The organism is Citrobacter sp. RHBSTW-00029 (assembly GCF_014104295.1).
In the GTDB taxonomy this organism is placed as follows: domain Bacteria; phylum Pseudomonadota; class Gammaproteobacteria; order Enterobacterales; family Enterobacteriaceae; genus Citrobacter; species Citrobacter youngae.
Window position 1 is genome coordinate 196261 of sequence record NZ_JABXRT010000001.1, and the last position, 25925, is coordinate 222185.

The 25925-nt window shown below is 50.8% G+C and carries 24 protein-coding genes and 2 pseudogenes; 21 read left to right on the forward strand and 5 right to left on the reverse strand.

What is annotated here, in order from left to right:
- Positions 1-48: 48 nt before the first annotated feature.
- From silB to HV041_RS01020, 5 genes are all read left to right on the forward strand, one after another.
- Positions 49-1341 (forward strand): Cu(+)/Ag(+) efflux RND transporter periplasmic adaptor subunit SilB, encoded by a 1293-nt coding sequence (gene silB / locus HV041_RS01000; protein WP_000157620.1) that lies wholly within the window; start codon positions 49-51, stop codon positions 1339-1341.
- Between the two features lie 10 nt (positions 1342-1351).
- Positions 1352-4498, forward strand: coding sequence for a Cu(+)/Ag(+) efflux RND transporter permease subunit SilA (gene silA / locus HV041_RS01005; protein ID WP_032620969.1), 3147 nt, complete (start codon positions 1352-1354; stop codon positions 4496-4498).
- A gap of 86 nt (positions 4499-4584) precedes the next feature.
- Entirely contained in the window at positions 4585-5025 is a 441-nt protein-coding gene (locus tag HV041_RS01010) for a DUF411 domain-containing protein (RefSeq protein WP_175329892.1), read from the forward strand.
- 126 nt (positions 5026-5151) lie between these two features.
- Positions 5152-7605 (forward strand): Ag(+)-translocating P-type ATPase SilP, encoded by a 2454-nt coding sequence (gene silP, locus HV041_RS01015; RefSeq protein WP_038633697.1) that lies wholly within the window; start codon positions 5152-5154, stop codon positions 7603-7605.
- Positions 7606-7645: 40 nt separating this feature from the next.
- Positions 7646-7843 carry a DUF2933 domain-containing protein gene (locus tag HV041_RS01020; protein ID WP_000843494.1) on the forward strand — a complete coding sequence of 66 codons (198 nt, stop codon included), beginning with the start codon at positions 7646-7648 and terminating at the stop codon, positions 7841-7843.
- Positions 7844-7876: 33 nt separating this feature from the next.
- Here the strand turns inward: HV041_RS01020 and HV041_RS01025 are convergent, their stop codons facing one another.
- Both HV041_RS01025 and HV041_RS01030 read right to left on the reverse strand, forming a co-directional pair.
- Complete coding sequence (locus HV041_RS01025) at positions 7877-8614, reverse strand: peptidoglycan DD-metalloendopeptidase family protein (protein WP_000287501.1); 738 nt, start codon at positions 8612-8614, stop codon at positions 7877-7879.
- A 288-nt stretch (positions 8615-8902) separates the two neighbouring features.
- Positions 8903-9352 (reverse strand): copper resistance protein, encoded by a 450-nt coding sequence (locus HV041_RS01030; protein ID WP_001023257.1) that lies wholly within the window; start codon positions 9350-9352, stop codon positions 8903-8905.
- A 234-nt stretch (positions 9353-9586) separates the two neighbouring features.
- On the opposite strand from HV041_RS01030, the gene pcoA reads away from it, so the two are divergent.
- The 14 genes and pseudogenes from pcoA to arsC all read left to right on the forward strand — a co-directional run bounded on the left by pcoA (position 9587) and on the right by arsC (position 22283).
- Complete coding sequence (pcoA, locus tag HV041_RS01035; RefSeq protein ID WP_049002685.1) at positions 9587-11404, forward strand: multicopper oxidase PcoA; 1818 nt, start codon at positions 9587-9589, stop codon at positions 11402-11404.
- A 5-nt stretch (positions 11405-11409) separates the two neighbouring features.
- The gene (gene pcoB / locus HV041_RS01040; protein ID WP_171861965.1) at positions 11410-12300 is read left to right on the forward strand and encodes a copper resistance outer membrane transporter PcoB; all 891 of its coding nucleotides are present in this window, start codon (positions 11410-11412) and stop codon (positions 12298-12300) included.
- A gap of 39 nt (positions 12301-12339) precedes the next feature.
- Positions 12340-12720, forward strand: coding sequence for a copper resistance system metallochaperone PcoC (pcoC, locus tag HV041_RS01045; RefSeq protein ID WP_000025662.1), 381 nt, complete (start codon positions 12340-12342; stop codon positions 12718-12720).
- A gap of 55 nt (positions 12721-12775) precedes the next feature.
- Positions 12776-13654: a copper resistance inner membrane protein PcoD gene (gene pcoD, locus HV041_RS01050; protein WP_229692861.1), complete on the forward strand. Its 879-nt coding sequence runs from the start codon at positions 12776-12778 to the stop codon at positions 13652-13654.
- A 54-nt stretch (positions 13655-13708) separates the two neighbouring features.
- Positions 13709-14389, forward strand: a complete 681-nt coding sequence (gene pcoR, locus HV041_RS01055; protein WP_001188930.1) for a copper response regulator transcription factor PcoR — start codon at positions 13709-13711, stop codon at positions 14387-14389.
- The gene (gene pcoS, locus HV041_RS01060; protein WP_009654301.1) at positions 14386-15786 is read left to right on the forward strand and encodes a copper resistance membrane spanning protein PcoS; all 1401 of its coding nucleotides are present in this window, start codon (positions 14386-14388) and stop codon (positions 15784-15786) included. Before pcoR ends, pcoS begins: the two co-directional genes overlap by 4 nt.
- A 215-nt stretch (positions 15787-16001) precedes the next feature.
- Entirely contained in the window at positions 16002-16436 is a 435-nt protein-coding gene (pcoE, locus tag HV041_RS01065) for a copper resistance system metallochaperone PcoE (protein WP_038633679.1), read from the forward strand.
- Between the two features lie 84 nt (positions 16437-16520).
- Positions 16521-16772: pseudogene (locus tag HV041_RS01070) on the forward strand (IS30 family transposase); the annotation flags it as partial.
- Between the two features lie 12 nt (positions 16773-16784).
- Positions 16785-17678: pseudogene (locus tag HV041_RS01075) on the forward strand (IS3 family transposase); the annotation flags it as partial.
- Positions 17679-17979: 301 nt separating this feature from the next.
- A complete protein-coding gene (gene arsR / locus HV041_RS01080; RefSeq protein WP_049025755.1) occupies positions 17980-18330 on the forward strand; it encodes an As(III)-sensing metalloregulatory transcriptional repressor ArsR in 351 nt (116 codons plus the stop codon).
- A 47-nt stretch (positions 18331-18377) separates the two neighbouring features.
- The gene (gene arsD, locus HV041_RS01085; RefSeq protein ID WP_048998181.1) at positions 18378-18740 is read left to right on the forward strand and encodes an arsenite efflux transporter metallochaperone ArsD; all 363 of its coding nucleotides are present in this window, start codon (positions 18378-18380) and stop codon (positions 18738-18740) included.
- A gap of 16 nt (positions 18741-18756) precedes the next feature.
- A complete protein-coding gene (gene arsA, locus HV041_RS01090) occupies positions 18757-20508 on the forward strand; it encodes an arsenite efflux transporter ATPase subunit ArsA (protein ID WP_181562021.1) in 1752 nt (583 codons plus the stop codon).
- Between the two features lie 47 nt (positions 20509-20555).
- Positions 20556-21845, forward strand: coding sequence for an arsenite efflux transporter membrane subunit ArsB (gene arsB / locus HV041_RS01095; RefSeq protein ID WP_049014746.1), 1290 nt, complete (start codon positions 20556-20558; stop codon positions 21843-21845).
- Between the two features lie 12 nt (positions 21846-21857).
- On the forward strand, positions 21858-22283 hold the full coding sequence (gene arsC / locus HV041_RS01100; RefSeq protein WP_048998205.1) for a glutaredoxin-dependent arsenate reductase: 426 nt from the start codon (positions 21858-21860) through the stop codon (positions 22281-22283).
- A gap of 125 nt (positions 22284-22408) precedes the next feature.
- Here the strand turns inward: arsC and HV041_RS01105 are convergent, their stop codons facing one another.
- From HV041_RS01105 to HV041_RS01115, 3 genes are all read right to left on the reverse strand, one after another.
- Positions 22409-22927, reverse strand: a complete 519-nt coding sequence (locus HV041_RS01105; RefSeq protein ID WP_035897605.1) for a GNAT family N-acetyltransferase — start codon at positions 22925-22927, stop codon at positions 22409-22411.
- 26 nt (positions 22928-22953) lie between these two features.
- Positions 22954-23415 carry a GNAT family N-acetyltransferase gene (locus tag HV041_RS01110; RefSeq protein ID WP_048998204.1) on the reverse strand — a complete coding sequence of 154 codons (462 nt, stop codon included), beginning with the start codon at positions 23413-23415 and terminating at the stop codon, positions 22954-22956.
- 61 nt (positions 23416-23476) lie between these two features.
- A complete protein-coding gene (locus tag HV041_RS01115) occupies positions 23477-24079 on the reverse strand; it encodes a helix-turn-helix domain-containing protein (protein WP_048998203.1) in 603 nt (200 codons plus the stop codon).
- A gap of 43 nt (positions 24080-24122) precedes the next feature.
- Between HV041_RS01115 and HV041_RS01120 the strand changes: the two genes are divergently transcribed.
- Positions 24123-24818 (forward strand): B3/4 domain-containing protein, encoded by a 696-nt coding sequence (locus HV041_RS01120; RefSeq protein ID WP_048998202.1) that lies wholly within the window; start codon positions 24123-24125, stop codon positions 24816-24818.
- A 21-nt stretch (positions 24819-24839) separates the two neighbouring features.
- Positions 24840-25733, forward strand: a complete 894-nt coding sequence (locus tag HV041_RS01125) for a dihydrodipicolinate synthase family protein (protein ID WP_175329889.1) — start codon at positions 24840-24842, stop codon at positions 25731-25733.
- Positions 25734-25925 lie beyond the last annotated feature (192 nt).

Genomic DNA, 25925 nt, shown 5'->3' on the forward strand with positions numbered 1-25925 from the left:
CCGTCAGGTGCATATGCCAGGTGTTTTGATTTTTTAGCGGAAAATTGTATGGCTTCTTTAAAGATAAAATATGCTGCAATAATTATCAGCAGCCTCATAGCAGGGGGGCTGATATCGGTTACTGCCTGGCAGTATGTAAACTCAGCACAAAAGACAGAAAAAACAGAACAAAAGGCACCGGAACGAAAGGTGCTTTTCTGGTATGACCCAATGAAACCGGATACCAAATTTGATAAACCCGGAAAATCGCCCTTTATGGATATGGACCTGGTGCCAAAATATGCTGATGACAGTGGCGATAAAAGCAGTGGCGGGATCCGTATCGACCCAACCCAGGTTCAGAATCTGGGATTAAAAACGCAAAAAGTCACGCGAGGAATGCTGAATTATTCTCAGACAATCCCGGCTAATGTCAGCTATAACGAGTATCAGTTTGTTATTGTGCAGGCGCGTTCTGACGGGTTTGTCGAAAAAGTCTACCCCATGACGATTGGCGATCATGTGAAGAAGGGGACGCCACTTATCGATATTACCATTCCGGACTGGGTGGAAGCACAGAGTGAATTCCTTCTGTTATCCAGCACCGGTGGTACTTCCACGCAAATTAAAGGCGTTCTGGAACGGCTTCGCCTGGCAGGTATGCCGGAAGAGGATATTCAGAGACTGCGTTCTACCCGGAGCATTCAGACCCGTTTTACCATTAAAGCACCTATTGATGGTGTCATTACTGCATTTGACCTGCGCACCGGCATGAATATTTCGAAAGATAAGGTGGTGGCTCAGATTCAGGGAATGGACCCGGTCTGGATCAGCGCTGCAGTGCCAGAATCTATCGCCTATCTGCTGAAAGATACGTCGCAGTTTGAAATTTCGGTACCGGCTTATCCGGATAAAACATTCCATGTCGAAAAATGGAATATTCTTCCCAGCGTGGATCAGACAACCCGTACGCTTCAGGTCCGTCTCCAGGTTTCTAATAAGGATGAGTTTCTCAAGCCGGGCATGAATGCCTATCTGAAACTGAATACCAGAAGCCAGGAGATGCTGCTGATACCAAGCCAGGCCGTTATCGATACCGGCAAAGAACAGCGCGTGATTACTGTTGATGATGAAGGCAAGTTTGTGCCGAAACAGATCCACGTTCTGCATGAGTCACAGCAACAGTCCGGCATCGGCTCCGGCCTGAATGAAGGCGATACCGTGGTGGTCAGTGGCCTGTTCCTCATTGACTCTGAAGCCAATATTACGGGCGCACTGGAACGTATGCGCCACCCTGAAAAAACAGAAAGCAGTATGCCAGCAATGTCTGACCAGCCTGTAAATATGCATTCAGGGCACTGAGGAGACGACGATGATTGAATGGATTATCCGGCGCTCTGTCGCCAACCGTTTCCTGGTCATGATGGGGGCCCTGTTTCTCAGCATCTGGGGCACATGGACGATTATTAACACGCCTGTCGATGCCTTGCCTGACCTGTCAGATGTGCAGGTCATTATCAAAACCAGCTATCCCGGCCAGGCCCCGCAGATTGTAGAAAACCAGGTCACCTATCCACTTACCACCACCATGCTGTCCGTGCCTGGCGCAAAAACCGTGCGTGGTTTTTCACAGTTCGGTGATTCGTATGTGTATGTCATTTTTGAAGACGGCACCGATCTGTACTGGGCCCGTTCCCGCGTGCTGGAGTACCTGAACCAGGTACAGGGAAAACTGCCCGCCGGTGTGAGTTCTGAAATCGGTCCGGACGCCACGGGGGTGGGCTGGATATTTGAATATGCCCTTGTCGATCGCAGCGGAAAACACGACCTTTCAGAACTGCGTTCTCTGCAGGACTGGTTCCTGAAATTTGAGCTGAAAACCATCCCGAACGTGGCTGAGGTCGCTTCGGTTGGCGGCGTGGTGAAACAGTACCAGATTCAGGTCAATCCGGTAAAACTGTCTCAGTATGGTATCAGCCTGCCCGAAGTGAAACAGGCCCTTGAATCGTCTAACCAGGAGGCCGGTGGCTCATCCGTTGAAATGGCCGAAGCTGAGTATATGGTCCGTGCCAGCGGTTATCTTCAGAGCATTGATGATTTTAATAACATCGTCCTGAAAACAGGCGAGAACGGCGTGCCGGTTTATCTGCGGGATGTTGCCCGCGTGCAGACCGGGCCTGAAATGCGGCGTGGTATTGCCGAGCTGAACGGCCAGGGCGAAGTCGCTGGCGGCGTGGTGATCCTGCGGTCGGGTAAAAATGCACGCGACGTTATCACGGCAGTGAGGGATAAACTTGAGACGCTGAAGGCCAGCCTGCCGGAAGGCGTTGAAATCGTGACCACCTACGATCGCAGCCAGCTCATCGACCGGGCGATTGATAACCTCAGTTCCAAACTTCTGGAAGAGTTTATCGTGGTGGCCATCGTCTGTGCCCTGTTCCTGTGGCACGTACGTTCTGCCCTGGTGGCGATTATCTCTCTGCCGCTTGGTCTGTGTATCGCCTTTATCGTCATGCACTTCCAGGGACTGAACGCCAATATCATGTCGCTGGGAGGGATAGCGATTGCCGTCGGTGCGATGGTGGATGCCGCCATTGTGATGATTGAGAATGCGCATAAGCGGCTTGAGGAGTGGGATCATCAGCATCCTGGTGAGCAGATTGACAACGCCACCCGCTGGAAGGTGATTACCGATGCCTCCGTTGAAGTGGGACCCGCACTGTTTATCAGCCTGCTGATCATCACCCTGTCCTTTATTCCTATCTTTACCCTGGAAGGTCAGGAAGGACGTCTGTTTGGCCCGCTGGCATTCACGAAAACGTACTCCATGGCGGGCGCGGCCGCGCTGGCCATCATCGTCATTCCGATTCTGATGGGATTCTGGATCCGGGGGAAAATTCCTGCAGAGACCAGTAACCCCCTGAACCGGGTACTGATCAAAGCGTATCATCCATTGCTGTTGCGGGTTCTCCACTGGCCAAAAACAACCCTGCTGGTTGCGGCCTTGTCCATTTTCACCGTTATCTGGCCGCTGAGCCAGGTGGGCGGTGAGTTTCTGCCGAAGATTAACGAGGGCGACCTGTTGTATATGCCGTCGACCCTGCCGGGTGTCTCTCCGGCTGAAGCTGCAGCGCTCCTGCAGACGACGGACAAGTTAATCAAAAGCGTTCCTGAAGTGGCCTCTGTATTTGGCAAGACCGGTAAAGCAGAGACCGCCACGGATTCCGCACCGCTCGAAATGGTTGAAACCACGATCCAGCTCAAACCTGAGGATCAGTGGCGTCCAGGCATGACGATTGACAAGATTATTGAAGAACTCGACAGGACCGTCCGTTTACCGGGGCTGGCAAACCTCTGGGTGCCGCCAATCCGTAACCGTATTGATATGCTCTCAACCGGGATCAAAAGCCCGATAGGTATCAAGGTGTCCGGAACGGTTCTGTCCGATATCGATGCAACGGCGCAGAGTATCGAAGCGGTCGCCAAAACCGTACCCGGCGTAGTGTCTGCTCTCGCAGAGCGACTGGAAGGCGGGCGCTACATTGATGTGGATATCAACCGGGAAAAAGCCTCCCGCTACGGAATGACGGTGGGCGATGTGCAGCTGTTCATCTCATCAGCCATCGGTGGGGCTATGGTGGGTGAGACGGTTGAAGGCGTGGCCCGGTACCCGATTAATATCCGCTATCCGCAGGATTACCGGAACAGCCCGCAGGCCCTGAAACAGATGCCGATCCTGACCCCGATGAAGCAGCAGATCACGCTGGGCGATGTTGCGGATATTAAGGTCGTTTCCGGGCCGACTATGCTGAAAACGGAAAATGCCCGTCCAGCCAGCTGGATTTACATTGACGCGCGCGGCAGGGATATGGTGTCGGTGGTTAATGACATTAAAACGGCGATCAGTCAGAAAGTGAAACTGAGACCGGGTACCAGCGTGTCATTCTCCGGACAGTTTGAACTGCTTGAGCATGCCAACAAGAAACTGAAGCTGATGGTGCCGATGACGGTGATGATCATCTTCATCCTGTTGTATCTGGCATTCCGCCGGGTTGATGAAGCCCTGCTGATCCTGATGAGCCTGCCGTTCGCCCTGGTTGGCGGGATATGGTTCCTGTACTGGCAGGGCTTCCATATGTCTGTCGCAACCGGAACGGGGTTTATCGCTCTGGCCGGGGTGGCAGCAGAGTTTGGCGTGGTCATGCTGATGTATCTGCGTCATGCCATTGAAGCGCACCCGGAATTGTCCCGTAAAGAGACGTTCACACCGGAAGGCCTTGATGAAGCTCTCTATCATGGTGCCGTACTGCGTGTCCGGCCGAAAGCCATGACCGTGGCGGTGATCATTGCGGGTCTGCTGCCAATACTCTGGGGAACCGGTGCAGGTTCAGAAGTCATGAGCCGTATCGCGGCACCCATGATTGGTGGGATGATCACGGCTCCGCTGCTGTCCCTGTTCATTATTCCTGCCGCCTACAAATTAATCTGGCTGCGCAGACATAAAAAAAGCGTGTCCTGAACCTGAAAGGGCACCCCCTGTGGGTGTCCTTCTTTACTGATTCACCCTGACGTCAGGGTTTAAATCGATAATATACAGAGGTGAGTATGAAAAAAGTGGTTCTGATGGCGCTGGCTCTCGGCCTTTCACTGCCCGCGATGGCGAGTGAAAAAGTGATTGATATGTACAAATCTGAAAACTGTGGCTGTTGTTCCCTGTGGGGCAAGGCGATGGAAAAAGACGGGTTTGAAGTACGAACTCACGTCATGAATGATCAGGCGCTGTCAGCCCTGAAAGAAAAGCATGCTATTCCTGCAGGACTGCGAAGTTGTCATACCGCGGTTGCCGGTAATTTGATCATTGAAGGCCATGTGCCTGCGACAACGATACATAAGGCAATGCAGTCTGGTTCAGGTATATACGGTCTCGCCGCCCCCGGTATGCCAGCAGGAAGTCCTGGAATGGAGATGGGAGCCCGAAAAGAGGCTTACGATGTTATCGCATTCTCACCGGATGGAAGTAAAAAAGTCTTCCAGCGAATCGAATAGTCAGCGGAACGGCTGATAACGGGACGCCGGCAGCAGGCACTCTTATGCCGGCGGCATTCGTGGTAATCGCATCCATGACATACCCTGAAGACAGAAGATGCTTCGGTATGCATAAGGAGAGTTACTGTGAAAAATGACAATGCAGTGCAACACAACAACCAGACTGCTTCTGAGCAGACATTATCCCCGGACGAGGGCCACGTATTGCATAAGGTGAGAGATCCCGTGTGCGGGATGGACATCCTGCCCGACAGGGCGCACAGCAGCATTCGATACCAGGACCATCAACTTTATTTCTGCTCCGCCAGCTGTGAGAGTAAATTTAAAGCCCATCCCGATCGTTATCTTACCGAAGATGCCAGTGAACATTCCCATCACCATCACCATCACCACGATCATCACGAAGTCAGCCCTGATCAGATAAAACAGCCTCACCACCAGGCGGAGAAAGAGAATTCTGAAGGTGTGTGGACATGTCCGATGCACCCGGAGATACGCCGCAGTGGTCCCGGAAGCTGTCCTGTCTGTGGAATGGCACTGGAGCCGCTCGTAGCTACGGCATCCACGGGGCCAAGTGATGAACTTCGCGACATGACAAGACGCTTCTGGCTGGGGTTGTTGCTGGCGTTTCCGGTTCTGGTACTCGAAATGGGATCTCATCTGTTTCCCGCCTTGAGGAATACAGTACCGCCACAGCACAACACATGGCTGCAGCTGCTTCTGGCCTCTCCTGTCGTGTTGTGGTGTGGCTGGCCATTCTTCGCCCGGGCCGGAATGTCGTTACGTAACCGCTCCCTGAATATGTTTACCCTTGTTGCAATGGGCACCGGCGTAGCCTGGGTGTACAGCGTCATTGCAACCGTCTTCCCCTCCTGGTTTCCTGCATCGTTCAGAAACATGGATGGCCTGGTGGCCGTTTATTTTGAAGCCGCAGCAGTTATTACGGTGCTTGTTCTGCTGGGGCAGGTTCTTGAGCTGCGGGCACGGGAACAAACCTCAGGTGCCATTACTGCACTACTGAATCTTGCCCCCAAAACCGCCAGGCGGCTGGATCATGACGGTCATGAAACGGATATTAATGCGGAAGATGTTCTGCCTGGCGATAAGCTCCGCATCAGACCAGGAGAGAGTATTCCGGTCGACGGTATTGTGATCGAAGGCAAAACAACCGTTGATGAATCGATGGTGACCGGGGAATCTATGCCGGTTACCAAAACGGAGGGTGACCCTGTCATCGGGGGGACCATTAATCAGACAGGGAGTCTCATCATCCGTGCAGAGAAAGTCGGTGATGAAACAATGCTCTCACGAATTGTTCAGATGGTCGCTGATGCACAGCGTTCGCGTGCCCCCATCCAGAGAATGGCTGACAGCGTTTCAGGCTGGTTTGTTCCTCTGGTGATACTTATCGCGGTTGTTGCTTTCGTGATCTGGTCTGTCTGGGGGCCCGAGCCCAGGATGGCGCACGGTCTCATTGCGGCTGTGTCGGTCCTGATTATTGCCTGTCCCTGCGCGCTGGGGCTGGCCACGCCGATGTCGATAATGGTGGGGGTGGGCAAAGGAGCCCAGGCCGGGGTGTTAATCAGGAATGCCGAAGCCCTTGAGCGTCTTGAAAAAGTGGACACGCTGGTTGTCGACAAAACAGGCACGCTCACGGAAGGTTCGCCTACGGTGACAGGGATTATCAGTCTCAATCCGGGTGGGGAAACATCTCTTTTGCGTGTAACAGCCGCAGTGGAAAAAGGCTCGCAGCATCCGCTGGGTATGGCAGTAGTTAAAGCAGCACAGGAAAAGGGGATCGCAATACCCGCAGTCACTCATTTCGATGCACCGTCGGGTAAAGGTGTCTCAGGCGATGTCGAAGGTCAACGGGTTGTTATTGGTAATGAACTGGCTATGCAGGAAAACAGTATCGTTATTGATAATCAAAAGGCCGTTGCGGATACGTTGCGGATGGAAGGCGCTACCGTTATCTATGTGGCCACAGACGGGGACCTTGCAGGCCTGATAGCTATCTCGGATCCCGTGAAAACAACCACGCCGGATGCGCTTAAAGCTTTGCGTCAGGCGGGGATCCGCATTGTTATGCTCACCGGGGATAACCAGCTTACTGCTGAAGCAGTCGCACGGAAACTGGGAATAGATGAGGTTGAAGCCGGAATTCTGCCGGATGGCAAAAAAGCAGTGATAACCCGACTGAAAGAGTCTGGCCATGTGGTTGCGATGGCCGGAGACGGTGTGAATGATGCCCCGGCGCTGGCAGCGGCTGACGTGGGTATAGCCATGGGAACGGGTACAGATGTGGCAATTGAAAGTGCCGGAGTCACCCTTCTCAAAGGCGACTTGATGATACTGAACAGGGCCCGTCATCTGTCAGAGATCACCATGAAAAATATCCGTCAGAATCTGTTTTTTGCATTTATCTACAACGCACTTGGCGTGCCTGTGGCTGCAGGTCTGCTTTATCCTGTGTATGGAATACTGCTGTCGCCAGTTATTGCGGCGGCGGCCATGGCTCTTTCCTCCGTCAGCGTCATTGTGAATGCGTTGCGTCTGAAAAGTGTCAGGCTCGGGAAATAACACTGAGTGAAGGGTCAGTTACGAACAGAAGGAGTCCAGTATGAAAAGTACCACCTATGCGCTTATTGCTGTCGCCGCGATCGCGGCATTTGCCCTCCTGCGCGAACACTGGTCACATGTGGCAGGTTACTGGCCATATCTGTTATTGCTGGTCTGCCCGCTAATGCATCTTTTCCACGGCCACGGAGGGCATGGAGATCATCAACATCACGGAAGTGAAAACGATAAAAAAAATTAATCCGGCAGACGGGGCCGCGTCGCGGTCCCGTTATCAGTCCAGGTATCGTTCGTAGTCTCTGGCATGCGCAAAGGCATGCTGTTCGAGTTTGTTATCAGCGGGTGCCGCTGCCCGGAACGCCAGAGAGTTAACAGGGTTGTTATTGATGACCAGCTCGTAATGCAGATGAGGACCGGATGAACGTCCGCTGTTACCGGATAACGCAATAGCACCTCCCCGTGTAACCCTGGCCCCTTTAGTAACGAGTATTTTATTGAGGTGGAGATAGCGAGTTTTAACACCGGCTTTTCCCGTTACTTCAACAAAATATCCCATGGTACTGTTGTATTCGGCCCGGGTGATTTTTCCGTCGATGACGCTGACTATTTTCGTGTTCATGGGCATGGAATAATCAATGCCATTATGGGGACTCACTTTTCCCGATACCGGGTTAAGTCTTGCAGGATTGAAAGGCGAACTGAGTCTTGCTGTGGCCGGTAACGGATAATCGAGACTGCCTTTCCCGGAAGTATCGGAAAGGTTATAGAACTTTTTATCTGATATACGATACGCCGTGTAATTAAATGAACCGGACGTAAATTTATAGGCCACGACACGTGATTTTCCCGCTTTCTTTTGCAGTACGAGTTTTAATGATTCATTTTTTTTCAAATGCCGCAGATTAAACCGGGAAGGCAAGGAGCGCTGAAGAGTAGCGATCTCGTTCGATTCCAGCCCCGAGCGGGTGGCTGAAAGGTAGGCATTTTCTTTTACGACATCGGTAGAATACATTTACTGGAATTCGCCGTTAGCATGAACACTGCGGCGTATGCTAGGGGTTTTCAGGAGGCGTGTCATCTGTCAGTTAATCGGGAGCACCGTTGATGGTCGTCATTTTTGTAACATATCTTGTTTCCCGTTTGCTCCTGAAGCTCTGGGAACTGTATGACCAGCCCGACGGTGATGATTAACGGGACTGAAACAGGTTACGGCAGAGCAATATGGGGCTCATGTCCTGCTACGTAACCCGTCAGTAAAGCCCTGCTGCGCACCTGACGCTAAGCACTAACCCGCCTGCAGTTACCTGGTCGAATACAGCCCGCGAAGCTTTCTTGCCTGCGTCTGATGTGCTTCCGCACCGGCATTATTGACCTGCTCATGCACGAGAGCGGCTTTTTCTCCGGCATTCAGTTCGTTAAAAGAAGAAGACGAGGTCTTTGAATTTGCATCACTGCCGGACAGCATTTTTTTATGTTCCTCAATCATTTTCTGATGCGCATAGGACGCGCTGTTGTTCATAAATGAATGAGCAACAATGGCCCTTTCATGTTCATTCATTTCAGAGAATGAGGGTGTGTTGTTTTTATTAACCCTGTCCGGTAAGTTTTCATGCGTCGAGGAATTCACATGACTGACGGCTGAGGCATTATTAACAAATCGATGTGCTTCATGGGCAATATCACTGGACTGAGCAAAAGCTGCCCCACAAAATAAAGCTGTAAACGCAGTGGTCGTGATTAATATATTCATGTGTAATTACCTTCTGAGGTACATAAAAGATGTCCTTATGATCATATATAAAAATAATCAACCTGTGGGGAAGATGACGTAAATGTAATACAGCTATGTACATTACACGATTGTAATGAATTTGTTTCTTAAGGTGTGCTAGATTCATTTCATTGTAAGTGGATGAACCAGTAATTTAATTTAAATCGGTTCTCGAATTCTGTCAGTAACCATACTTTAAATAAGGGAATGCGCATGCTGTTGAAAACGTCTCGACGAACTTTCCTGAAGGGGTTAACCCTCTCTGGCGTAGCCGGAAGTCTTGGCGTATGGAGTTTCAATGCGCGTTCCAGTCTGAGCCTGCCAGTTGCCGCATCCCTGCAGGGTACTCAGTTTGACCTGACCATTGGTGAAACGGCCGTCAATATCACGGGCAGTGAGCGTCAGGCCAAAACAATCAATGGAGGCCTGCCGGGGCCCGTTCTTCGCTGGAAAGAAGGTGACACCATTACCCTGAAGGTCAAAAACCGTCTTAATGAACAGACGTCCATTCACTGGCACGGCATTATTCTTCCGGCCAATATGGATGGTGTTCCGGGGCTGAGTTTTATGGGCATAGAGCCTGATGATACCTACGTTTACACCTTTAAGGTTAAGCAGAACGGGACTTACTGGTACCACAGCCATTCCGGTCTGCAGGAACAGGAGGGGGTATACGGTGCCATTATCATCGATGCCAGGGAGCCAGAACCGTTTGCTTACGATCGTGAGCATGTGGTCATGTTGTCTGACTGGACCGATGAAAATCCTCACAGCCTGCTGAAAAAATTAAAAAAACAGTCGGATTACTACAATTTCAATAAACCAACCGTTGGCTCTTTTTTCCGCGACGTGAATACCAGGGGGCTGTCAGCCACCATTGCCGATCGGAAAATGTGGGCTGAAATGAAAATGAATCCGACTGACCTCGCGGATGTCAGTGGCTACACCTACACCTATCTCATGAACGGGCAGGCCCCGCTGAAAAACTGGACCGGACTGTTCCGTCCCGGTGAAAAGATACGCTTACGGTTTATCAACGGCTCGGCAATGACCTATTTCGATATCCGTATCCCCGGGCTGAAAATGACGGTCGTGGCTGCAGATGGCCAGTATGTAAACCCGGTTACCGTTGACGAATTCAGGATTGCCGTTGCCGAAACCTATGATGTCATTGTGGAGCCTCAGGGTGAGGCCTATACCATCTTCGCACAATCCATGGACAGGACCGGTTACGCTCGAGGGACACTGGCCACGAGAGAGGGGTTAAGTGCTGCCGTTCCCCCCCTCGATCCCCGTTCTCTGTTGACCATGGAAGATATGGGTATGGGGGGAATGGGACATGATATGGCAGGAATGGACCACAGCCAGATGGGAGGCATGGATAACAGCGGAGAGATGATGTCTATGGACGGTGCTGACCTTCCGGATAGCGGGACATCCTCCGCGCCCATGGATCACAGCAGCATGGCCGGTATGGATCATTCCCGGATGGCCGGAATGCCGGGTATGCAAAGTCATCCTGCGTCAGAAACGGATAACCCACTGGTTGATATGCAGGCGATGAGCGTCTCTCCGAAATTAAATGATCCGGGTATTGGTCTTCGAAATAACGGAAGAAAGGTTCTCACGTACGCGGATTTGAAAAGCCGCTTTGAGGATCCTGACGGACGTGAACCTGGCCGTACCATAGAACTGCATTTAACCGGCCACATGGAAAAGTTTGCCTGGTCATTTAACGGAATCAAGTTTTCAGATGCCGCACCGGTGCTGCTGAAATACGGTGAGCGGCTCAGGATCACGCTGATCAACGATACCATGATGACTCACCCCATTCACCTGCATGGTATGTGGAGCGATCTGGAAGATGAAAACGGTAATTTCATGGTTCGTAAACACACAATAGATGTTCCCCCTGGTACAAAACGCAGTTACAGAGTGACAGCAGATGCGCTTGGCCGCTGGGCGTATCACTGCCATTTGCTCTATCACATGGAAATGGGAATGTTTCGTGAAGTCCGGGTGGAGGAATGATGCGAATGAAGAGAAATTTGAAGGCCATACCTGTTCTGGTCGCCGGTTTCTTTACCTCACAGCTTTCTATTGCGGCGGGCTCCGTCTCTGCAGATCCCCACGCCGGGCACGACATGTCTGCCATGCAGATGCCAGCAGATGAGAATTTCACTGAGATGACGTCAATGGAGCCCATTGTAACTGAGAGCAGAACGCCAATTCCGCCTGTTACCGATGCCGACCGGAAGGCTGCATTCGGCAATTTACAGGGGCATGCGATTCACGACAGTGCGATTAATTATCTGGTTCTGCTGGATCAACTGGAATGGCAACGGTCGGATAACACCAACAATTTCAGCTGGAGTGTTAACAGCTGGATTGGAGGCGACACAGATCGGATTTGGCTAAAGAGTGAAGGTGAACGAAGCAATGGGGAAACGGAGGCGGCTGAAGCGCAGTTACTCTGGGGACATGCGGTTGGCCCATGGTGGGATTTGGTTGCGGGTGTCAGGCAGGATTTCAGACCTGCTTCTGCCCGGACCTGGGCTGCTGTCGGTTTTCAGGGGCTGGCACTCTATAATTTTGAGTCTGAAATTACGGGTTTTGTCAGTAATGGCGGAAAAGCAGCCCTTCGTCTGGGAGGAGAATACGACGTTTTACTGACTAACCGGCTCATACTCCAGCCATCCTATGAGGTGAATTTCTACAGTCAGGATGATGAATCGCGGGGTCGCGGCAGGGGACTGACTGACACAGAGCTGGGGCTCCGGCTGCGCTATGAAATACGCCGTGAGTTTGCACCCTATATAGGCGTTTCCTGGAATCAACTTTACGGGAAAACATCCGATATGGCGAAAAGAGAAGGTGAGAAAGACCATCAGGTAGTATTCCTGGCGGGAGCCAGAATCTGGTTTTAACGCACTGATATAAAACACTCAACTAAACAGGTAAATAAAATGTCGATTTTAAATAAAGCCATTCTTACAGGTGGCCTCGTTATGGGCGTTGCTTTCTCTGCTATGGCCCATCCGGAATTAAAAAGCTCTGTGCCACAGGCAGATTCAGCCGTAGCGGCCCCGGAAAAGATTCAGCTTAATTTCTCGGAAAATCTGACCGTGAAATTCTCAGGTGCAAAATTAACGATGACGGGTATGAAAGGCATGTCATCACATTCTCCGATGCCGGTCGCGGCAAAAGTGGCGCCAGGCGCTGACCCTAAATCGATGGTCATTATTCCGCGAGAGCCTTTACCCGCTGGCACTTATCGTGTTGACTGGCGCGCGGTTTCTTCAGATACGCACCCTATTACCGGTAATTACACCTTTACAGTGAAGTAATATTATGAACGACCTGATTATGATTGTTATTCGTTTTCTTCTTTATCTGGATTTGATGGTAATATTTGGATTGCCATTTTTTCAGATATATGGAATAAGCGGTGTCAGACATGAAACCTATAACCTGACTAATTTCAGGTCGTTTATAACCTTTGCTGTTGTTACAGGCATCATTCTTACTGGCATTAATATGCTCCTGGTATCTAATGCCATGAGTGGAGTAACTGACCTCAGAGAATTATCCATCCATGTTATCGAGATGGTGATAGAAGAAACTGATGTGGGTATTAGCTGGATTGTCAGGCTCTGTGCCCTGTTTACCACACTCGGTGCTTTGTTCCTTTACACTAATAAGAGAGTATTGTCCTGCCTGCTGATGACGATGAGTGGGGGCGTGGCGCTGGCTACACTTGCCTGGGGAGGACACGCCGTTATGCATGACGGTCTGCATTACTATCTCCATTTACTGAGCGATCTGACCCATCTCGGCGCTGCAGGTGCCTGGACAGGTGCTCTGGTTGCATTTGCTATCCTGCTGATGCGCAGAAACGAGCATAATGCACAGAGCGTCATTGTGATATCTGACTCCCTGGCAAAATTTGCCACGGCAGGAACGGTGATTGTTGTAGCCCTGATCCTGAGTGCGCTGGTCAACTATCTGTATATTGCTGAGGGTAACTTAACTCCCTTATTCAACAGTTCCTGGGGGAGGATATTGCTTGCCAAGACGGCTCTGTTTGTTCTGATGCTTCTTCTGGCTGCAGCAAACCGGTTTCACCTGGGTCCCCGGCTTGAAGTTATGGTCAGGGAAGGGAATTATGATCGCAGCGTTGCCCTGATGCGAAACAGCATCCTGACAGAATTCGTTGTTGCGATTATCATTCTGGGCGCCGTAGCGTGGCTCGGAATGCTTGCTCCGTCTCAGGTCAGCTAGGGGACAGCCAAAGCTCATGCGTGAGATTTTTACTTTCATATCAGCGAGTTGACCATGCAGCGTATTTTAATCGTTGAAGACGAACAAAAAACAGGTCGTTACCTGCAGCAGGGACTGGTTGAGGAAGGCTATCAGGCCGATCTCTTTAATAATGGCCGCGATGGTCTCGGGGCCGCGTCGAAGGGACAGTATGATTTGATAATACTGGACGTGATGCTGCCTTTCCTCGACGGGTGGCAAATCATCAGCGCACTGAGGGAGTCCGGGCACGAAGAACCGGTCCTGTTTTTAACCGCAAAGGACAACGTGCGGGACAAAGTGAAAGGACTGGAGCTTGGCGCAGATGACTACCTGATTAAGCCCTTTGATTTTACGGAGCTGGTTGCACGTGTAAGAACCCTGCTGCGCCGGGCACGCTCGCAGGCCGCAACAGTCTGCACCATCGCCGATATGACCGTTGATATGGTGCGCCGGACCGTGATCCGTTCGGGGAAGAAGATCCATCTCACCGGTAAAGAATACGTTCTGCTTGAGTTGCTGCTGCAACGCACCGGAGAAGTGTTACCCAGGAGTCTTATCTCGTCCCTGGTCTGGAACATGAATTTTGACAGTGATACGAATGTGATTGATGTCGCCGTGAGACGTCTGAGAAGTAAAATTGATGATGACTTTGAGCCAAAACTGATCCATACCGTTCGCGGTGCCGGATATGTCCTGGAGATCAGAGAAGAGTGAGGTTCAAAATTTCCCTGACCACACGCCTGAGCCTGATTTTTTCTGCGGTGATGCTTACGGTATGGTGGTTATCAAGTTTTATCCTGATTAGCACCCTTAATGGCTATTTCGATAATCAGGACCGCGATTTTCTGACAGGTAAACTTCAGCTCACCGAAGAGTTTCTTAAAACAGAGACGTTCCGGAACAAAACGGATATTAAGTCATTATCAGAAAAAATAAACGATGCGATGGTAGGGCACAATGGTTTATTCATTTCTATAAAAAACATGGAAAATGAAAAAATTGTTGAACTCTATGCCAAAAATTCTGTTGTTCCAGCGGTCCTGCTTAATAAGTCGGGTGATATTCTCGACTATATGATCCAGACGGAAGAAAATAACACCGTGTACCGCAGTATCTCGCGGCGGGTTGCCGTGACGCCGGAACAGGGTAAAAGCAAACATGTCATCATTACGGTTGCCACGGATACTGGGTATCACACCCTGTTTATGGACAAACTCAGTACCTGGCTGTTCTGGTTCAATATCGGTCTGGTCTTTATTTCTGTTTTTCTGGGCTGGCTGACCACACGTATTGGTCTGAAACCGTTACGGGAAATGACCAGTCTGGCTTCCTCCATGACTGTACACAGCCTGGATCAGCGTCTAAATCCCGATCTGGCTCCGCCGGAAATCTCTGAGACCATGCAGGAGTTCAATAATATGTTTGATCGCCTGGAGGGGGCATTCCGGAAACTGTCAGATTTCTCGTCTGACATCGCGCATGAGCTGCGCACACCAGTCAGTAATCTGATGATGCAGACGCAGTTTGCACTGGCTAAGGAAAGGGATGTTTCGCATTACCGCGAAATTTTATTCGCTAACCTGGAAGAACTGAAAAGGTTGTCACGAATGACCAGTGACATGCTTTTTCTGGCACGTTCAGAGCATGGTCTGCTGCGGCTGGATAAACATGATGTGGATCTGGCAGCCGAACTGAATGAATTACGTGAGTTGTTCGAGCCCCTGGCAGACGAAACAGGAAAGACAATCACGGTTGAAGGAGAGGGCGTTGTTACCGGAGACAGCGATATGCTCCGACGTGCTTTCAGTAACCTGCTTTCCAATGCAATCAAGTATTCTCCCGATAACACCTGTACAGCGATACACCTTGAGCGTGACAGTGACTGTGTGAACGTGATGATTACGAATACGATGTCCGGCCAGGTTCCCGCTAATCTGGAACGTTTGTTTGACCGGTTCTATCGCGCAGACTCATCAAGGTTCTACAACACGGAAGGCGCGGGGCTGGGATTATCAATTACAAGGTCGATCATTCATGCTCACGGCGGCGAGCTGTCAGCAGAACAGCAGGGGCGGGAAATTGTGTTCAGTGTGCGTCTGTTAATGGATTAATACCGTTATTCAGGAGAAACCCGGAAGGTGACAAAAATGTCATCGTTCAGTCACGCGATAAACAGAGTCGGTTTTTTATAATCAGCCATAAATCAGGACAGCGTGATAATTCAATCGCCCGGTTCCTGGCGTGATGATCAACCAGCCCTGAGATCAAATGCTTTCTCTGTTATAAGCATTGATTGTTCGGGTATGAAAACACCGGAGACCCAACCATGAAAAAGATCCTTGTATCCTTTATTGCCATGATGGCTGTCGCTTCATCTGCCTGGGCTGCAGAGACAATGAACATGCATGACCAGGTAAATAATGCCCAAGCGCCTGCCCATCAGATGCAATCATCCGCTGAAAAAAGTGCAGTTCAGGGGGAGAGCATGAAAATGATGGATATGAGCGGTCACGATCAGGCCGCAATGTCCCATGAAATGATGCAAAACGGCAATTCTGCTGCCCATCAGGACATGGCTGAAATGCATAAAAAAATGATGAAATCCAAGCCAGCAGCTTCTAACGAAACAGCAAAATCATTTTCCGAAATGAACGAGCATGAGAAAGCCGCTGTTATGCATGAGAAGGCGAATAATGGTCAATCTTCCGTTATTCATCAGCAGCAGGCTGAAAAGCATCGCAGCCAGATCACCCAGAATTAACCCGCAGCTCCACTTGTTAGACCCTCATTTGACGCCGAAGTCACTGGCTTATGCTCCCGTCCGGGAGCGTTTTTTTCCCATTGGACTGCCCCCACGACCGTAGCCACAGATATTCAGGTTTACTTCTGCGATCCTCAATCTCCCTGGCAACGCGGCTCAAATGAAAATACAAACAGATTACTCAGACAGTATTTTCCAAAAGGAACTGACTTATCAGTTCACAGCCAGCAAAGACTAAACAGTGTTGCCAGGCAGCTCAACGAGAGGCCAAGAAAAACGCTAGACTATGAATCACCCGCAGAGCGTTTTAACCAATGTGTTGCATCCACCTGTTGAACTCACAGCGGCGTACTTCGCAAAGCTGTCCGACTGAGGTACGCCTTTATCCGTGACAACTCCTGTTGCTGGCCTGTTCGCCTGCTCTGTCGGGTGCTGGATGTTCATCCTAGTGGTTTTTACGCCTGGCTTCAGCAGCCGCATTCACAACGCCATCAGGCAGACCTGAGACTGACAGGACAGATTAAACAGTTCTGGCTGGAATCGGGATGCGTCTATGGTTATCGCAAAATCCATCTGGATCTGCGGGACAGCGGGCAACAGTGCGGAGTGAACCGGGTCTGGCGACTGATGAAACGTGTCGGGATAAAGGCTCAGGTCGGATACCGGAGCCCGCGGGCACGTAAAGGCGAGGCCAGTATCGTGTCGCCCAACAGGCTCCAGCGACAGTTCAATCCGGATGCTCCGGATGAGCGTTGGGTAACGGACATAACCTACATCAGGACCCACGAAGGCTGGCTGTATCTTGCCGTTGTTGTTGATCTGTTCTCACGCAAAATTATCGGCTGGTCCATGCAATCCCGGATGACAAAGGACATTGTCCTGAACGCACTGCTGATGGCTGTATGGCGGCGTAATCCCCAAAAACAGGTGCTGGTTCATTCGGATCAGGGCAGTCAGTACACAAGCCATGAGTGGCAGTCGTTCCTGAAATCACACGGCCTGGAGGGCAGCATGAGCCGTCGCGGTAACTGCCATGATAATGCGGTTGCAGAAAGCTTTTTCCAGTTGTTGAAACGCGAACGGATAAAGAAAAAGATCTACGGAACGCGGGAAGAAGCCCGCAGCGATATTTTTGATTACATCGAAATGTTTTATAACAGTAAGCGTCGGCATGGTTCTAGCGATCAGATGTCACCGACAGAATATGAAAACCAGTATTATCAACGGCTCGGAAGTGTCTAGATTTTCCGTGGCGATTCAATACCCATACAAGTAAAACCTTTAGTTCAGTTTAGCATCGGCGTAACGCCATAAGAAGTTTGTTCTATCAACATTTCTTGAATCCCCAAATATTTTATTTGCATTCAGAATGGGAGTTACACCCTTTAAGGAAACGTATAAAAATATGAATATCAATAAGTTAACCAAGTTTCTGATATCAGGATAAAATGTTCCACGACAACAGTTACATATGTTTTTTCGAATGTATTGTTGCGATTGTAAACCTACAGAGTATCCTGTTATTAAATCAACCGGAGGACAGATGCTACTAACTTCCCTACGACTCTTCAAAAATCTCTCCGATGAAACCCGCTTGGGCATCGTGTTACTGCTCAGGGAAATGGGAGAGTTGTGCGTGTGCGATCTCTGTACGGCGCTGGATCAGTCGCAGCCAAAGATCTCCCGTCATTTGGCAATGCTCCGGGAAAGTGGACTATTGCTGGATCGCAAGCAGGGCAAGTGGGTTCACTACCGCTTATCCCCGCATATTCCTTCCTGGGCCGCTCAGGTGATTGAGCAGGCTTGGTTAAGCCAACAGGACGACGTACAGGCCATCGCCCGTAAGCTCGCATCAACCAACTGCTCTGGCAGCGGTAAGGCTGTTTGCCTCTAAAAATTTTGCCTGCACATATATGCTTTTCCGGATATGAGGTGTTAAAGATGAAAACGTTAACGGTGTTTGACCCGGTAATGTGCTGCAGTACCGGCGTATGTGGCTCAGATATCGATCAGGTTCTGGTTGATTTCTCTGCTGATGTGCAGTGGCTGAAAGGACGTGGCGTACAGGTTGAACGTTACAACCTGGCGCAGCAGCCCATGAGCTTTGTTCATAATGAGAAAGCGAAAGTATTCCTCGAAGCATCTGGAGCAGAAGGGCTTCCGCTACTGCTGTTGGACGGTGAAACGGTGATGGCAGGGCGGTACCCAAAACGTGCTGAGATAGCTCGCTGGTTTGGTATACCGCTGGAGAGGGTAGGGTTAGCTCCCACCAGCTGCTGTGGTGGTAATACTTCCTGTTGCTGATATGTCAGGAGGACATATGAAATTCTTACAGAACATCCCGCCTTATCTGTTTTTTACCGGTAAGGGAGGCGTAGGAAAAACTTCCATTTCCTGCGCGACGGCTATCCGCCTTGCCGAACAGGGTAAGCGGGTTTTGCTGGTCAGTACCGATCCTGCCTCGAATGTCGGCCAGGTATTCGACCAGGCTATCGGTAACACCATTCGCCCTGTGACGGCAGTTCCTGGGCTTTCTGCTCTGGAGATTGACCCGCAGGAAGCCGCCCAACAATACCGCTCCAGAATCGTTGATCCTATCAAAGGTCTTCTGCCTGATGACGTTGTTAACAGTATCAGCGAACAGCTTTCAGGAGCCTGTACGACTGAGATTGCGGCGTTCGATGAGTTTACTGGCTTACTGACCGACGCTTCTCTGCTGACCCGCTTTGATCACATCATTTTTGATACAGCGCCGACGGGCCACACGATTCGCCTTCTCCAGCTTCCCTGTGCCTGGAGTAGCTTCATTGAAAGTAATCCAGATGGTGCTTCCTGTCTTGGCCCAATGGCCGGGCTGGAAAAGCAGCGTGAGCAGTATGCTCATGCAGTAGAGGCGCTATCCGATCCTGAACGTACCCGCCTGGTTCTGGTTGCACGACTGCAAAAATCTACGCTGCAGGAAGTCGCCCGCACTCATGAAGAACTGGCTGCAATTGGCCTGAAAAACCAGTACCTGGTTATTAATGGTGTGCTGCCTAAAGCAGAAGCTGAACATGACGCCCTTGCCGCTGCGATATGGCAACGGGAACAGGAAGCACTGGCAAATCTTCCTGCCGGTTTATCTGAGCTATCGACAGATACCTTATTACTCCAGCCAGTCAACATGGTTGGCGTGTCTGCATTGAAGGGACTACTGGACACCAGTGCAAGAGCATTACCGCTGCCTGCAACGAACGTCCTGTACACGCCTGAAAACTTATCGCTCTCTGTCCTGGTTGATGATATCGCTCGCAGTGAACACGGTTTGATTATGCTGATGGGCAAAGGTGGCGTAGGTAAAACCACGATGGCTGCTGCCATCGCCGTCAGGCTGGCGGATATGGGATTTGATGTCCATCTCACCACCTCAGATCCCGCTGCACATCTCAGTGCAACGCTCAATGGAAGTCTTAAAAATCTGCAGGTCAGCCGAATTAACCCTCACGATGAAACTGAACGCTATCGGCAGCATGTTCTTGAGACGAAAGGCAGGAATCTGGATGAGGCAGGGAAACGGCTGCTCGAAGAGGATTTACGTTCTCCTTGCACGGAAGAGATTGCGGTGTTCCAGGCGTTCTCACGCGTAATCCGTGAAGCAGGCAAACGGTTTGTGGTCATGGATACGGCACCTACCGGGCATACGCTATTACTGCTTGATGCTACCGGGGCTTATCACCGTGAGATTGCCAAGAAGATGGGGAATAAAGGTCATTTTTCCACTCCGATGATGCAGCTTCAGGACCCGGAACGCACCAAAGTCCTGATGGTCACTTTGCCTGAAACCACACCGGTACTGGAAGCGGCTAACCTGCAGACTGACCTTGAAAGAACGGGGATTCATCCGTGGGGCTGGATTATCAATAACAGCCTTTCCATTGCGGATACGTGTTCTCCGTTGCTTTGCCAGCGTGCCCGGCAGGAAGTGCCTCAGATTGAGGCTGTTAAGAATCAGCACGCTGACCGTATAGCGCTTGTTCCGGTGCTGGCGTCAGAGCCCGCCGGTATTGAAAAGCTCAGAGAGTTGATGAGTTAATTTTTTGGCATATACAGGGCGACAAAGTCGCCCTGTCAGGAGGTTTTATGTTACTGGCAGGCGCTATTTTTGTCCTGACCATCGTGTTGGTTATCTGGCAACCGAAGGGATTAGGGATTGGCTGGAGTGCGATGCTGGGTGCGGGGCTGGCTCTGATATCTGGTGTTGTGCATGTAAGCGATATTCCGGTGGTGTGGAATATCGTCTGGAACGCGACAGCGACCTTTATTGCCGTGATTATCATCAGCCTGCTGCTTGATGAATCAGGTTTTTTCGAATGGGCAGCGCTGCACGTATCTCGTTGGGGGAATGGTCGTGGTCGTTTGCTCTTTACCTGGATCGTCCTGCTCGGCGCAGCGGTAGCGGCACTGTTTGCCAACGATGGTGCGGCACTTATTCTGACGCCGATAGTCATCGCCATGCTGCTGGCATTAGGGTTCAGTAAAGGTACTACGCTGGCATTTGTCATGGCCGCCGGGTTTATTGCCGATACAGCCAGTCTGCCGCTTATCGTGTCGAACCTGGTGAATATCGTCTCGGTGGACTTCTTTGGTCTGGGATTCACCAAATATGCGTCGGTAATGGTGCCGGTTGATATTGCAGCCATTTTTGCCACGCTGGTTATGCTGCATCTGTTCTTCCGCAAAGATATTCCGCCTACTTACGACCTGGCTCTCCTGAAAGCACCGGCAAAAGCGATTAAAGATCTGGCAACCTTCAGAACCGGCTGGATCGTGTTGATCCTTCTTCTGGTTGGCTTTTTCGTTCTTGAGCCGCTCGGTATTCCCGTTAGCGCGATTGCGGCTGTTGGCGCTGTAATCCTGTTTGCGGTGGCGAAACGAGGCCATGCCATTAACACTGGCAAAGTGCTGCGTGGTGCGCCATGGCAGATCGTCATATTCTCGCTGGGGATGTATCTGGTGGTCTATGGTCTGCGTAATGCCGGACTAACAGAATACCTCTCCGGTGTGCTGAACGTGCTGGCAGATAAAGGACTTTGGGCCGCGACGTTTGGTACCGGCTTCCTGACGGCTTTCCTGTCTTCCATCATGAACAATATGCCTACCGTGCTGGTTGGCGCTCTCTCTATTGATGGCAGCACCGCAACAGGCGTTATCAAAGAGGCGATGATTTATGCCAACGTGATTGGCTGCGATCTGGGACCGAAAATTACACCGATTGGTAGCCTGGCAACGCTGCTCTGGCTGCATGTCCTTTCACAGAAGAACATGACCATCACCTGGGGATACTATTTCCGCACCGGGATCGTCATGACTCTGCCTGTGCTGTTTGTAACGCTGGCCGCGCTGGCGCTACGTCTCTCTTTCACTTTGTAATGAGATACTGATATGAGCAACATCACCATTTATCACAATCCAGCCTGCGGCACGTCGCGTAATACGTTGGAGATGATCCGAAACAGCGGTACTGAACCGACCGTTATTCTTTACCTCGAAAACCCACCTTCACGCGATGAGCTGGTCAAACTCATTGCGGATATGGGCATTTCCGTCCGTGCTTTGCTGCGTAAGAACGTCGAGCCGTATGAGGTACTGGGTCTTGTAGAAGATAAATTTACTGACGACCAGCTAATCGACTTTATGCTGCAACATACGATTCTGATTAACCGTCCGATTGTGGTGACGCCACTGGGAACTAAACTGTGTCGCCCTTCCGAAGAGGTACTGGATATTCTTCCGGAACGTCAGAAAGGAGCGTTTACCAAAGAGGATGGCGAGAAGGTCATTGGCGAAACGGGGAAGCGTGTTAAGTAATCTGCCCACTTCAAAATATCGGACGCCTGTTAACGCTATGCGGGCGTCCACCTTTCGCTCATAGCAGACCTCGCAACGCTTCAGGCGGTCCGCTTTGGGCCAAAAGCGGACGTCAAAATGTGTGTTCAGCTAGCGTAAGTTGAGCGTTTCATAATGATATCTCTCTGCGGGTCTGACCCAACCTGAAAGATATGCTCACCCACCTCGGTAAACCCAAGCTTACGGTAAAAAGAGATGGCCCTTGGGTTATGTTCCCAGACACCTAACCAGACAGGATCCGATCCCTTTGCCTCAAATTCAGCAAAGCACTTTTGCATCAGTGCCTGTGCAAATCCTTTACCATGGTAGGGCTCATCGACATACAGACACAGAATTTCTCCGGCATGGATGCTATTGACACAGGGAGGAAACTCTTCCCACCTTAGTTGAGCGTACCCAATCAGTTTGCTCTCGTATTCGCAGACTAATGTAATCCAGTCTTGTCTGAGGATTTCTTTCAACTGGATATTAGTTGAATAGCTTGCATGGCAGTGAAGATCCATATCCTCCTGAGTATTACCATCCTGGAAAGTCTTTCTGAAGGTTCGCTCGGCTAAAATAGCCAGCTCTTCAGCATCAGAGGAACTGGCCCTACGGATTAACATTTATCATTACTCTCTGAAAAGTATTCTTATTTTTGTCCGGCATTACGATAAATGTCGGGCCGATTGATCTGCCAGACAAAATCTTTCCGGTTCAATGGGTTATAACCCAGTTTTTGGTATAGCCAGGGCGCGCTGTCAGTGACCAACATTATCCGTCGCAGGCGTGACATCAATGGATGGGCGTGACAGCATTCGATCAGCCAGCGGCCGAGACCACTTTTCTGATAATCGTTTAATACGTAGACGTCACACAAATAACCAAAAGTGGCATAGTCTGTGACAAGGCGGGCGAAGCCGATTTGTCTTGTTCCATCCAGAAGCGCAAAACAAAGGCTGTTCTGGATTGATATTCTGACCGTTTCGGCATCAATGCCTGGAGCCCAGGACGATTGCGAGAGGTAATCGTGAATGGCTTCCAGTTGAAAAAAAGCGGGATCGGTTGTGATAGTAAACTGGCTTTTGGCAAAACTCAGATGTTGATTATCCACTGAACCACTCCATGCAAACTTACCTGTGATAAAACAAGCCCTATTGCTTGCCGGGCGACAATCAGGATGTTTTCTCATGTACTGTCATGATGAACACCAATGGTCCCTCCTCCTGGTTTTCATAGAAATGAGGAACGTCCGTTCTGGCTGTTGCTGAACAGCCGGTTTTTACCTGATACAGGTGGTCCTTCACACCCAGCGTGAGCGTGCCTGTCTGAACATAAAACAGCTCAAGCGTCCCTTCCGTGTGGCCGGGCGAAGCAAACTTTTCCCCCGGTTGCATTTCCCACATCCAGAGCTCGGTCATATCAGGGCCGCCCGAACCAGCGAGCAACCTTGCTCTCCCTCCTTTTTCACCAGCCCACAATTCTGGGATCTCATCTTCAGCAATGAGATGCACGGTCGGTTTGGAACTGACATCCACAAAATCGGCTACCGAAACCCCCATCGCGGCAGCCAGGCGGCATAACAGGGCTATGCTGGGATTTGCCCGGCATCCCTCAATCTCAACCAGCGCGCCCTTGCTGACGCCCGCCCGGCGGGAGAGTTCATCGAGCGATATTTTCTTTTGCTTACGATACAGCTTAATCCGCTGAGATACGGCTTCATTTACGGTGCTGACGATAGAATCTGCATCGGTCATTAAATTGACTTTCTTGGTCATCGGTCATTATCATGGGATAAATTGGTCATTACAGGATTATCACGTGTTAACAGTCTCTCCGTCAATTGCCCCTGAAATTTATCGCATTGCGCCTGGTTTTCGGGCACTCAGTGTCTACGTAAAAGCTGCACCAGTGCTTAACTCCGATATCGGAGAAACAGCGCTGCGAGAAGCCTGTGAAGCGGTTCTGGCCGGTGAGCCTGAGTGGGCGGAAGCGCATCTGACCGCATGGGCAGAGGTTTTTCAAAAGTTTGGTGCTAAACCTAAACGTACCCCTTGCTCAGCGGATGCGTTACGCAAGCGCGTATTACGTGACGGAACGATGCCAGCACTTGATCCCATCGTTGATCTTTATAATGCCGTTAGTCTCCGCTACGCCGTTCCGGTGGGTGGAGAGAATATCGCTGCCTATCAGGGTTCACCATGTCTGGCTGTAGCAAAAGGAACAGAGCCTTTTGATACAGTCAAAGAGGGGGAAAAGGCCGTTGAATATCCTTCACAAGGCGAGATCATCTGGTGTGATGATATCGGCGTGACCTGCCGTCGCTGGAACTGGCGACAGGGGCTCAGAACCCGCTTAGGTGTGGAAGCTCAGCAAATGTGGTTTATTCTGGAAAGCCTGCCGCAGATGCCGCTGGAGAGACTTCACGAAGCCGGGAAGATGCTGACCGACGGCCTGGAAAAAATGATGCCCGGTCTGTGGTTTGAGGTTGCTCTCATCGAAGAACAACAGCAGTAATATCATTCAGGAGAAACTTTTATGTTTACAGGTTTGTCGGCGTTTCCATTAACCCCACTCACCGCCAGCGGCGTGGATGAAAAGGGTTTCAGCCATATTCTTTCCCGCCTGACAGAAGCTCGGGTTGATTCTATGGGCATCCTGGGGTCAACCGGAAGCTACGCCTATCTGACCCGGGAGCAGCGAAAGCGCGTAGCAACGCTGGCAAAACAGCATGCCGGGGATATCCCAATGATGGTATGTGTGGGAGCGGTCAGTACCGATGCTATCCTGCATCTGGCAGATGACGCGCAGGCAGCCGGCGCGAATGCTCTGTTACTCCCGGCGGTCAGCTACCAGCCACTCCGTGACGAAGAAGTATTCTCACTCTTTGAGACCGTTACTCGGCACGTGTCTGTACCGGTGTGTATCTATGATAATCCGGGCACTACGCATTTTACCTTTACGGATGAACTCCACGGTCGTCTCTCATCACTTGAGGGGATTCGCTCGGTCAAGATCCCTGGCGTACCGGATAGCCCCGCTGCAGCGACTGAGCGGGTGAATGCGTTACGTCAACATCTGTGCCCTGGTGTAACAATCGGTATCAGTGGCGACGCTTATGCGGGGCTGGGATTAAACGCTGGTTGTGAAGTCTGGTACTCCGTGTGTGGCGGTCTGTTCCCTGAGATGGCGAAACAAATTACTGAAGCCGCGGCGGTAAAGGATCATCAACGCGTTACTGCCCTGACAGCCCACCTTGAACCTTTGTGGGCGCTGTTCCGTAAACATGGTGGAAGTCTTCATGTTATTGCCACAGCTGCTGGTGTGCTTGGGCTAACCGACATGGGTTGCCTGCCTCGTCCTTTGCAGCCGTTGTCAGCAGGCAATATCGCGGATATTGCCCATGTGATAAGTATGCTGGAGCTGAAGTAATCTCCCCGCAGGACCGGCAGTCTGTCGGTCTTTCTGAAACCTAGCTGGATATCAATCATCATCGCATGTTTGAAGCTATATCTTTAGGTCCGCTCATCGCTCAAAGCGGACTTGTAAGCACAGGGGGGAGGATAGGGATTATGAATGGCATTCATTAATTTCTGGAATTGCCTACGAAGCAATTCCCCTCTT